Here is a 12109-nt window from a genome sequence, read left to right as displayed (position 1 = left end):
TGTTGACCCACACAAAAAGGAATAATTTTCACGTAATAATATATTGATTTCCTAAAAGTTTACTTAATATCCATTCGACGGCATAAAAATGTGTTAGAAAATAGAAAAAACGGCAAATAAGCTTTTTTAAGAGTATGGTTTCTTGGGGATTTATCATTACAAAATTATTTGTGCTGCTGCTTATGGATAAATTTTGAAAGGAGTGTATTATGCGGAGGAAATTTAAACTTAAAAGATTTTTTGCAGTAACCCTGGCTTTTGCACTGCTGTTTACACAGTTTGCGACTTTAAATGTAAAGGCTGAAACCGGAAGAGGAAAGAACATTGTGGCATATTTCCCGAATTGGGGAACTTACAATGTAAACCACAGTAATTTTTCTGTTGAAAAAATACCATGGGATAAAGTTACAGTTATCAATCATGCCTTCTTTGAAGTTGATTCCGGTTTCAAACTGGCAAGTACCGACACCTTTGCCGATTTTGACAAAATGTTCACCCATTCCGAAGGCTGGGAGGCAAATCAAATCAGAGGGCACTTCGGAGAATATAAATACTTTAAGTCCAGGTACCCTGATGTTAAAGTGCTGGTATCTGTGGGCGGATGGACAAGAGGTCAGAACTTTCATGCCATGGCGGCAACATCTTCCACCAGGGCTGTATTTATAAAAAGTGTTATAGAATTTCTGAAAAAATACCCATTTATCGACGGTATTGATATTGACTGGGAATTTCCCGGAATAGACAGGAAAGCCGACCCTAACGATGAGTATGATAAGGGCTGTTCCGGTGGACCGGAGGATAAGCAGAACTTTACCGCACTGCTGAGGGAAATCAGGCAGGCATATAATAATAACGGGTTATCAGGAAAGATGCTGACTATAGCGGCCCCAGCCGGTTATGACAAGGCTGTTTACCAGGAGCCTGACGTATATGCTCAGTATCTTGACTTCATAAATGTTATGACATATGACATACATGGTGCATGGGAGACAAGCACTAATCACCATTCGGGAATATACGCGAATCCTAATGATCCGTCAGATACTTCACCGGTGGATATTAAAAACAGGTATAATACCGATTCGGCTATGAAGTTGTATAGAGATGTATACAGGATTCCTGCAAATAAGCTTAATGTAGGCACTCCCTTTTATTCAAGGGGCTGGAAAGGTGTAAAGAATAACGGAGGAGCTCTTCCGGGATTATTTGCCCCAGCTTCCGGTGCACCGGTGGGAACATGGGATAATCCCCAGTCTCCGGGAGGCCAGAATCCATATTTCAAGATGAAGGAGCTTGAAAAAACTGCAGGATACATAAAATACAGGGATCCCTATGCGAAAGTACCGTATTTGTACAATGCATCCCAAGGTGTTATGTATACATATGAAGATGAAGAATCTCTGGGTGAACGGTGCAATTATGTAATAAACAACGGATATGGCGGAATGATTATATGGGAAATCTCAGGTGACAATCCTTCGGGTTTTCCCATGACCACACTGATATCTGAAAAGTTCAAGGGAATCAACCAGGATGACGGTAATAATAAATTACCTGCAGCGGCAGCTTTAAGCGCGGACAGCACTACCAACTCGGGAAGCTACACGGTTACTGTTACCGTACCTGCAAACAATACTGCAACGGAATTGACCTTATACGAAGGAAATAATGTTGTTAAGACCCAAAACCTCACTGCAAATTCATCTGCGGCACAGATAATTAAATATGACGTAAGCGGTAAAAGTGCGGGTACATATTCATACAGGGCGGATTTGTCCAATCAGTATGGGATCACACCCGGTGCAAGTCTTGTAATTACGGTAAAATCCAATCAGGACGGCAATACAAACCCTTCAGGCGGTTACAATGTCATCGGCTATGTTTATGGCACGCCAAATAATGTAGATGCAACAAAGCTCACTCATATCAACTATGCTTTTGCACAAATAGTAAATGGAAAAGTAGCAGTCAGTAATCCGGGTGATCTTGCAGCTTTAGTTGCCCTTAAAGTAAAGAATCCAAATTTGAAAGTAATACTGTCGGTAGGCGGATGGGGAGGAGACGGCTTCTCTGACGCAGCACTTACCGAAGCTTCACGCAATACTTTTGCTGAAAGCTGCTTAAAGGTAATAAATGACAATAAACTGGATGGAATAGACCTGGACTGGGAGTATCCCGTTAATGGCGGATGGGGTATGATAAAATGCCGCCCTGAAGATAAGACAAACTTTACACTGATGCTTCAGGCGGTACGCAATAAAATAGGGAACGGAAAGATTTTATCGATTGCTTCAGGTGCAAGCCAGGAATATGCCAACAATACCGAACTTGCTAAAATAGCAGGAATATGTGATTTCATAAATATCATGACCTATGACTTTGGAGCCTCAAGACATAATGCAAATCTTTATGAATCCTCAAATTACGGTTACAGTATAAGCTGTGATTCGGCAGTTAAAATCCATCTGGCTAATGGAGTGCCTGCCAGGAAAATCAATATGGGTATGCCTTTCTACGGCCGAAAGGGAAGCGATTGGCCTACATATTCTGAATTAGTAGAAAACTATATAAACAAAAATGGTTGGACACGTTACTGGGATGAACAGGCAAAGGCATGCTATCTGCTTAATCAGGGTCAGTTCCTGACCTATGACGATGTAGAATCTTTTGGTTACAAGACAGCCTACATAAAGGAAAAAGGTCTGGGCGGTGCCATGTTCTGGCAATATAATCAGGACTATAAAGGGACACTTCTCGGTAAATTGTGGTCGGACCTTGGTTCGGCACAGGAAGAACCCGGTACGGTTCCCAATGTCCCTCAGAACCTGAAAGTGGCAGTTGACGGAACATCTGTCATCAATATATCATGGAATGCTTCAGCCGGTGCCACAGGCTATGACTTAAAGATAGACGGAGTTGAAACAAGCAATGTAACCAGCCCGTATGCCCATACCGGTCTGGCTGCAAATTCGACCCACACATATGCAATCAGGGCGAAAAATGCAAAGGGCGCCAGTCCGTGGAGTTCCATTGTAAGTGCAACTACAAAACAGGCAAATAATGATACGTCCGGAAGCTGGGGGAGCAGAATATTCGCTCCATACGTTGATGTTATGCTCTGGCCTACCTTCAGTATTAATGATTGTTATGAAAAAACAAATCAAAAGTTCTATACTCTGGCATTTATCACGAGCAACGGAGCAGGAAATCCTGCATGGGGCGGAATAACAGGAATAGACACCGATTTCTATGCAGATGAAATTAACAATATACGAAGTAAGGGCGGCGATGTAATAGTATCCTTCGGAGGAGCAAACGGAATCGAGCTTGCACAATCCAATACTGATGCTGCTGCACTTCAATCAAAATACCAATCTGTTATTGATAAATATAAACTTACCTGGATAGATTTTGATATTGAGGGAAGCGCAGTTGCGGACAAAGCTGCTATAGACAGGAGAAGTAAAGCAATAAAAGGCTTGCAAGCCCGGAATCCGAACCTTAAAGTTGCGTTCTGCCTGCCTGTGCTTCCATCAGGATTAACCGATGACGGGCTATACGTGCTAAAGAATGCAAAAGAAAATGGAGTAAGAATAGACGTTGTGAATGTTATGGCGATGGATTACGGGGATGGACAGGCGCCAAACCCTGACGGAAAAATGGGGGATTATGCTATCCAGGCCGCCAGGGCTACTTATGACCAATGCAATAATCTGGGTATTTCAGTTAAAATAGGTGTTACGCCCATGATTGGCAAGAACGACGTTCAGACAGAGGTATTCTATCAGTCTGATGCCAGAAAACTATTGTCATTTGCACAGTCCAACAGCTGGGTAAGGTTACTGGCAATGTGGTCTGTCAATAGGGATAATGGAAGAGGCGGAGCATTATACCAATCCTCAAACATAACGCAAACTGACCTTGAATTTACCAATATATTTAAAGTATTTAATACAGGAAGTGAGCCTGGCGACGATGACACCAATCCGCCTGCAATTCCGGCGGTACCAACCGGTCTGAATGCAGCTGCTGCAGGAACTTCGGTCATAAATATAACCTGGAGCAATTCAACCGGTGCCACAGGCTATGACTTAAAGATAGACGGAGTTGAAATAAGCAATGTAACCAGCCCATATGCCCATACCGGCCTGGCTGCAAATTCGGTTCATACATATGCAATCAGGGCGAAGAATTCATCTGGAACAAGCGCATGGAGTTCGGCAGTAACTGCAGCCACAAAGCCGCAAATAGTTGACGGTTCTGCATGGGAAGCGTATAAGGCATATAATGCAGGGGATGTAGTGACATACAATGGAACTGCCTATAAGTGTATTCAAAGTCATACGTCTCTGCCCGGGTGGGAGCCTTCAAATGTTCCTGCATTGTGGTCCAAAACAGATTCTGCCGCGGGAGTGGATCCCAAGCCGCAGCCTGAACCTGATCCTCAGCCCGCAAAGCCTGTATGGGTTGCAAATGAGGTATATAGGACAGGGGACCTGGTCACATATAACGGTAATTTATATGAATGCATACAGGCACATACGTCCTTGCCCGGATGGGAACCTTCAAATGTTCCAGCATTGTGGTCCCAGGTTTGACAGGACAAATAAAGCTGTTATTTAAAAAAGAAAATTAAATAATATCTCCCCAAATACCCCGCAGGACGAGATAAATGTAGAGTAGGACCTACATTTATTTTGTCCTGCGGTCCGGCATGGGTATGACAGGAGTATGATGGTACCGATAAGCACATTAGCAAAATCAGAGTTTAGAGGATTTTTTTAATATTTAAAGTGTTTGACATAAAATAAAAGTAGAAATATGGAGGATATTAACATTATTAGTAGAATAATAAAAATATTACTTCATTTAGAAGGAAAATATTTAGAACTGGGGGTAGAAGAATTGAAAAAAACAGTATTATTTTTATTAGTTTTTACTATTTTGTTGGTACAATTACCAATGGCAGTTACTGCCGGAACAACAACAGACACTAAGACGGCGAAGGTTTCGCATGACGGATTTGTGGACATTACATTAACGACTGATGATAAAAAATTCGTTGTTCATTCACTTACAAAAAGTTTCAGCGTAGCTCCTTATATTAATCAGGGTCAGCTTTTTGTCCAAATTGATCAAATATTGCCATGGATTGGGTATAAGGTTAATTTTGATAATAAGACCGGATTAATGACTGCATCAAATGGTACAAGTAACTTATCATTAAAGGATAAAAGTTTGCAATACAAGGTAAACGGGAAAGAATTTAAGTTTACAAAAGCACCGAAAATAGTGTCAAACAAACTTACTGTTCCGGTAAGTGATGTGTTTAAGTCTCTGGGGTATGAAGTAACATATAACTCCAAGACTAAAACAACAAAAATACTAAAAAGTACCGATATTGGAATAGGAGGTTTTACTTTTTTTAACAAGCAAATAAATTTACCCAACTTTTTCACAGTTGACAAGAAAGGCATATACAGTGATATGCTCAGCAATACTGAAATAAAGGATATATACAGTCAGGAGGGCGCAATTATTTTATATGTCTATGACCAGGCCCTTAGACAAAACAAGCTTGTTAAACGTGAAAATGGTAAATTTGTTGATCTAAAGCAGAATTTTGACATTGTTGATACATATATATTCGGCGGATGCAGAGTTTTTTACGGTTATGATAACAGTGATAAGAAATATAAGCTTTACAGATTTACCGGAAACAATTTGTCTTTGGTAGTGGGGGACTGTTACAGTTCGGTTCAGGTGAACTTTAAGGATAGTATAATACTAAATAAATATGACAGCAATAGAAACTATACTATTGTGAAAATTGACCCCAAATGGAATGTACGCCAGCTATATACAAATATGACCATGACAGAGTATTACATCACTGATGACTGGCTGTACATGAAAACCCGGCCGCAGGAGGGTACAAAACAATATCTGCTGGTTTCAAACGGGGCTTCGATTATGATGGTGACATGCACCGACAGTAATGCAAAAGACCTATACAGTATTGATTTTGATGATGTCAGGGTGTGCGGCGGAAAAGTCTATGCCATCCTTCAGGACGACAAAAAGGTTAGAAAGCTTTATCAGCTCGATGTTGACAAGGCTAAGAAGATGCCGACGGATCCGTACGGCTTAAATGTAGAAGTCATGGAGTCATATAATGGAAAGCTCTATCTTTTTGGAACAGATTCCAGCAAACAAAAGTTAAACCGCATAGTCGAGTATACTCCCGGAGGGAGCTATTCAACAGTTAATTCCGGTAAATTATCCGGCAAAAATGTGAAAATTGCAAAAACAATGGTGATAAACAACACGATGATATTGCTTGGTAAACAGGCTGTAGGCGTGGAAGCTCCGAAAGAGGAAGTTCTGTATACCTTTAAAACAGGAACGTGGAATTACGCACTTGACGTTAAAAGCATAGATTCCTATATAGTAACCGAAAAGGGAGTCTATCTGAAAGTTAAAGATTTTGACAGAGCGTCGGCGAAGTCTACAACGAGAAATTCTGTATTATTTATAAATAATTCAGGGAGCATCAGCAATGCGGCAATAGATTTTAATATTACAAACCAGTCAGTTGTGGGTGATTCGCTAATATTTGCAGGGGCCAATAATATTACAAACCGGTATGACATAAGCAGCCATGATTCAAAGTACAGGGAACTCGTTACGGGTATTACGGTAAAGTATTGGAATCTTGTTTCAGATCAGGTATTTGCAGGAGGACTGCAGGATAAAATACAAACTTTATATAGTTTGACTCCAAAAGCATCTAAACTTGTTAAAAAGGATTTCGAGGTAAAATCAGTTCTTGCTACCAAGGTTCCGCATATCTATCTGATTTATGGAATCGAAGGTGACAAAACATCGATTTACAGCGGCAGTAAAGTTCTTTACTCATATAATATGCAGACAAATACTTTTGTATTGTTAACTGCCGGAAAAGATATTGAGAAGATAATTTCTTATTAGCACACAAAGTGTATGCCTGAAGTTTGTAAGGCTCATCACAAGCATTTTTGCTGATGCAGAACACTCAGTACCCTGTTTCAGGGCGAGGTTTCAAACCGGTCAATGTAACAGCAAAAACACTTGTGTATATCCTGCAATTTCAGGCATGTACTATTAATAGTACTTGTAATCTTATGAAGGGGTATTTAGTCCTATGACTATTAGTTTATTATTTTTAGGACTACTCATTTTAATAAGTTAAAATAATTCAAAATACTATCCTAAATTATACATTTTGCATAGATCTTAGGAGGGTAATTAGCATATTCTGTCAAAAGTTACTAAATTATGTTGATTAGTTAAAAATATTATGTTAATATATAATTACCATACGATACATAAAATTACATATAAAGAAAATCAATTAAAAAATATAAAAATACGACATAAATTACTATTAAATTGTGACCATGGAACCATATACAAAATATGGTATTATATAGAATAATATATATGAGGTGAAATTATGGCAGGAATAGCAGAAAAAGGTATTGAAGATATACTTCTTGAAGAAGGCCTGATAAATATGGCTCAATTGAAGGAGGCTTGGAGTCTTAATATTACATTAAACAAGCCTATTCTCGATATTTTAATTGAACATGGTGCAATAAATGAGAAACAAGCTATGTCCGTCAAGGCCAAAAGTATGAATATCGAACTTGTGGATTTGGAAAATTTCGAGTTCGAAGATATGAATATACCTAAAATAATTCCGGAAGCTGTGGCCAGAAAACATTGCGCCATACCTTACAAATTAGATCAGAACAATGTTTATATAGCAATGAAAGATCCGTCGGACCTGTTTGCTCTTGATGACTTGACCCTTTCCACAAAGTATCAGATCAATCCGGTATTCGGCAGTGAAAAAGAAATTGAAAGGCTTATTGAAAAAGTATTTAAAAAGGAGAACACAAAAGCAAAGCATGACAGGAATGTGAAAATATGTCTGAGCGAAGAGGATATTGCCAATCTGGACAAGGATAAAATCCGCAAGGTATTGGAAGCCCAGAATCAAAACAATTCTCCTATTTTCAAAAGCCAGTTGGGAGTCCTTTTAGTAAACAGCGGAATCCTTGCTGAAGAAAAGCTGGAGGAAGCTTTGAAAATCCAGTCTGAAAGAGGCGGCAAAATAGGTGAAATACTGGTCGGTGAGAATTTTATAAAAGAGGACGTACTATATAAGTTTCTGGAAGTTCAGATGAATACCACTTATGTAGATTTAAGAGAAATTGATATCCCGGACGGGGCAATAAATTTAGTTAAGGATAGTCTGGCAAGGAGATACAATTTGATTCCCGTTGAAGCGGATGGGGATATTTTAAAAGTAGCAATGGCAGACCCATTGGATGTATTTGCTCTGGATGACTTGAGACTGTCGACAGGTCTGGAAATTGTATCATTATTGGCGAAGGAAGAGCTGATAGCAGAAAAGATAGAAAAGCATTATGGAAAAGCAACTCAGCCCAGGCCAGCAGTAATAACTTCCGAACCCATTCAAAATACTGCGCCCGATAGTAACAGCTTCATTTTCAATGGTGACCTGGATGAGGAAATGAAGAAAATAAATGAAGAAATCGCAGTTGAGATTCAATCTGTTCAGCAGGATGAGGATCTGAATGATATAAGCGATGTTTCAAATGCCCCCATAGTTAAAATGGTTAATATAATCTTTCAAAAGGCTGTTACTCAGAGAGCGAGTGATATACATATTGAGCCTTATGAAGACTGCATAGTTGTCCGTTACAGGGTTGACGGACAGTTATTGGAAATGATGCGGCATGATAAAAAAATATTGTCGTCTATGGTGGCAAGAATAAAAATAATAAGTGCATTGAATATAGCCGAAAAGAGGATACCACAGGATGGAAGAATAACCGTAACCATCAATAAAAAGAACTATGACATGCGTGTATCGATTCTTCCTACCGTGCATGGCGAAAAGGTTGTTATCAGAATTGCAGACAAGGAAGCATTCAATGTTTCCAAAAAAGATCTGGGACTCTTTGAAGACGATTTGGAGAAATTTAACGATATCATGGACAACCCTCACGGGATCGTACTGGTTACCGGTCCTACAGGAAGCGGTAAATCCACAACCCTGTACACTGCACTCAGAGAGTTAAGCAAGCCGAATGTAAACATTCTTACAGTCGAAGATCCTGTTGAGTCTACCATCAGAGGCATAAACCAGGTGCAGGTAAATTCAAAGGCCGGACTTTCCTTTAGTTCGGCATTGAGGGCATTCTTGAGACAGGATCCGGACATAATCATGGTAGGAGAAATCCGCGATGGTGAAACTGCTGAAATTGCAACCAGAGCTGCTATTACAGGACATCTTGTTTTAAGTACCCTGCATACAAATGATGCGGCAAGTTCAATTACAAGGATAATAGATATGGGTATAGAGCCGTTTATCATTTCGTCTTCGGTTGTCGGAGTTATTGCTCAAAGACTTGTGAGGCGCTTATGCCCTGAATGCAAATCCGAACATACTCTTGATGAAAATGAAAAGCTCTTGCTGAAACTGGATCCGGAGGAGGAGGTAAAAATTTATGAGCCTAAGGGCTGCACTGCTTGCAATGATTCAGGTTATAGAGGACGAATAGCAATTTATGAGATCATGAAAATTACTAGAAAGCACAGGGAGATGATAGCTAAAAATGTAACCTCCGACGAATTGAAAGAGCTTTCCATAAGTCTGGGGATGTATACTTTGAGAGACAGCTGTATAAGGCTGGTTAAGGAAGGCACAACCTCCCTGGATGAAATGTTACGAGTTACTTACAGCAAGGATTAATATATTATTGATAAATTTTTGTTAAGGTGATGTTTATGGATTTAAATGAGATATTAAATGAATGTTTTATAAGGAAAGCATCCGATGTACATATAACAACCGGAATACCGGTTGTATACAGGATTAACGGAGAACTGCTCTACAGAGACAATCGTAATCTTACTGCAGACGATTGTGAAGATCTTGCAAGGCAGTGTGTAGGAGATAAGGCCTACAGTGTTTTTGTCAGTCACGGTGAAATGGATACCTCCTATGCGCTGTCCAGTACGGGAAGATTCAGGGTAAACCTGTTTAAGCAGCGTGGTTCGGTGGCTATTGCCCTGCGTAGTATCGCATTTGAAATTCCCAGGATAGAGATGCTCGGACTTCCCCCGATAGTATACCAGTTTGCAACAAAGCATAGAGGGCTGGTATTGGTAACCGGTCCAACAGGAAGCGGTAAATCCACTTCCCTGGCAGCCATGATAGATTACATAAATACAAACAGAAAGTGCCATATCCTCACAATTGAAGACCCTATCGAATATATGCACAGGCACAAAAAAAGTGTTGTCAACCAGAGAGAAATAGGCAACGATACGGTTTCGTATGCAAAAGCATTAAGAGCAGCGTTAAGAGAGGACCCTGATGTAATACTTATCGGAGAAATGCGTGACCTGGAGACGATTTCCATAGCACTGACTGCAGCTGAAACAGGCCATCTGGTATTTTCCACGCTGCATACCATAGGTGCGGCAAAAACCATCGACAGAATTGTTGACGTATTCCCGCCCCATCAGCAGCCGCAGGTAAGGAATCAGCTGTCAACGGTTTTGCAGGGAATAATATCACAGCAGCTGATCATTAACAGTGACGGTCACGGGCGCTGCGTTGCAACAGAGGTTATGACATTAACTTCGGCAACATCAAATTTGATCAGGGAAGCCAAGACACCTCAGATAAACAGCTGTATATATAACGGTGCACAACATGGGATGCATTCAATGGATACCAGTCTGGCAAATCTATATAGAAGCGGGAAGATAAGTTATGAATCTGCGTGTCAATGTGCCATTGATGCAGACAACTTAAAAAAGATATTAATAGTTTAAAAATAGCTTATTTTATTTGATAAATTCGTTAGGGGGGATTGCAGTGGCATTTTCGTTTTTTAATAATTACTTTTTAACAATCGACATAGGATTTAAATTAATTAAAGTTTTACAGGTACGTAAGAAGGAAGATGATGCTATTGAAGTTGTCAACTTCGGCATCGGAAACACTCCCAAGGATTGCATCAAAAATGGTGCAATAAGGAACAAGGCCCGTGTTATAGAAGAAATAAAAAGGTTGATGCGGGAAAACAACATTACTGCCAAGGAGGCAAAAATAGTAATGTCGGGAACAAATATCATTACAAGAATAATAATGATTGACGATGTACCCGAAAATCAAGTCGAAAATAAAGTAATGACTGAAATCGAAAGTTTTATGCCCATAAACATGAAAGAGCACAGAGTGGATTTCAAAATACTTGATTATTTTTATGAAGGCGGTATAAAAAAACACAGAATATTTGTTACGGCTGTTAAGCAAAGCATTATTAACAGCTATGTTGAAATATTGAACAGTCTCAATCTTAAGCCTGTCGCCGTAGATACTCCCGCCAACAGCATTGCAAAGCTATTTAATAACGAAATATGGCTGAAGAAAACCGACGACAGAATAAGTGTCCAGCGCAATCAAAGGTTTGACACAGGTACAGTAGCGGTATTGGATTTCGGTTCCGAAACCACAATAGTTAATATTTTGAGAAACAAGGTCATTGAATTCAACAGAGTAATTCTCATAGGCAGCAGCAATATTGACAAGGCAATTTTTGATAACATTATAATTGATAAATTGAAGGCGGATTTTGCCGAAATGTATAAAAAGAAATACGGCATTATACTGAACCGCGATTATAATAACGATTTGGAGTGGAATTGCAGTGAGATCACAAAGGGTGTTGTAAATGAAATAATCAAAAATATCAATACTTGTTTTGACTTTTACACAACCAGATGCGGAGGTGACAAGGTAACCAAAATACTTATTACCGGAGGAGGATCGCAGCTTATACATCTCAATGAGTATCTGGAGAGTATTTTCAAGGTGCCCTGCTACCTGATAAACTCTGTTGATATTCCAGGTGTGGAGTTTGCTGTGAACCTGGATGTAAACAGGATAAATTACCTGACAAATGCACTTGGCATAGCGTTATAACCGAAGTCCGAATCCGGTCCTGCATAATAGAACTAATTC

5 protein-coding genes are annotated in these 12109 nt (G+C 39.7%); all 5 read left to right on the top strand.

The window, feature by feature from the left end:
• Positions 1–209 precede the first annotated feature (209 nt).
• The 5 genes from CTER_RS28885 to pilM all read left to right on the top strand — a co-directional run bounded on the left by CTER_RS28885 (position 210) and on the right by pilM (position 12070).
• The gene (locus tag CTER_RS28885) at positions 210–4598 is read left to right on the top strand and encodes a glycosyl hydrolase family 18 protein (RefSeq protein WP_004626674.1); all 4389 of its coding nucleotides are present in this window, start codon (positions 210–212) and stop codon (positions 4596–4598) included.
• A 307-nt stretch (positions 4599–4905) separates the two neighbouring features.
• Positions 4906–6990, top strand: a complete 2085-nt coding sequence (locus CTER_RS14885) for a copper amine oxidase N-terminal domain-containing protein (RefSeq protein WP_040761294.1) — start codon at positions 4906–4908, stop codon at positions 6988–6990.
• A gap of 505 nt (positions 6991–7495) precedes the next feature.
• A complete protein-coding gene (locus CTER_RS14880; protein ID WP_004626573.1) occupies positions 7496–9826 on the top strand; it encodes a type II/IV secretion system protein in 2331 nt (776 codons plus the stop codon).
• Positions 9827–9861: 35 nt separating this feature from the next.
• Positions 9862–10917, top strand: a complete 1056-nt coding sequence (locus tag CTER_RS14875; protein ID WP_004626590.1) for a type IV pilus twitching motility protein PilT — start codon at positions 9862–9864, stop codon at positions 10915–10917.
• 43 nt (positions 10918–10960) lie between these two features.
• On the top strand, positions 10961–12070 hold the full coding sequence (gene pilM / locus CTER_RS14870; protein WP_004626644.1) for a pilus assembly protein PilM: 1110 nt from the start codon (positions 10961–10963) through the stop codon (positions 12068–12070).
• Positions 12071–12109: the final 39 nt, after the last annotated feature.

The sequence above is a fragment of the Ruminiclostridium cellobioparum subsp. termitidis CT1112 genome (assembly GCF_000350485.1).
GTDB classification, from domain to species: domain Bacteria; phylum Bacillota; class Clostridia; order Acetivibrionales; family DSM-1351; genus Ruminiclostridium; species Ruminiclostridium termitidis.
The sequence above is the reverse complement of the archived record's forward strand: the minus strand, read 5'-3'. Positions and strand labels throughout refer to the sequence as shown.

Bases quoted from the DNA above. Each gene is read 5' to 3' on its own strand.
- CTER_RS28885 (WP_004626674.1), top strand. From the start codon at position 210: ATGCGGAGGAAATTTAAACTTAAAAGATTTTTTGCAGTAACCCTGGCT.
- CTER_RS14880 (WP_004626573.1), top strand. From the start codon at position 7,496: ATGGCAGGAATAGCAGAAAAAGGTATTGAAGATATACTTCTTGAAGAA.
- CTER_RS14875 (WP_004626590.1), top strand. From the start codon at position 9,862: ATGGATTTAAATGAGATATTAAATGAATGTTTTATAAGGAAAGCATCC.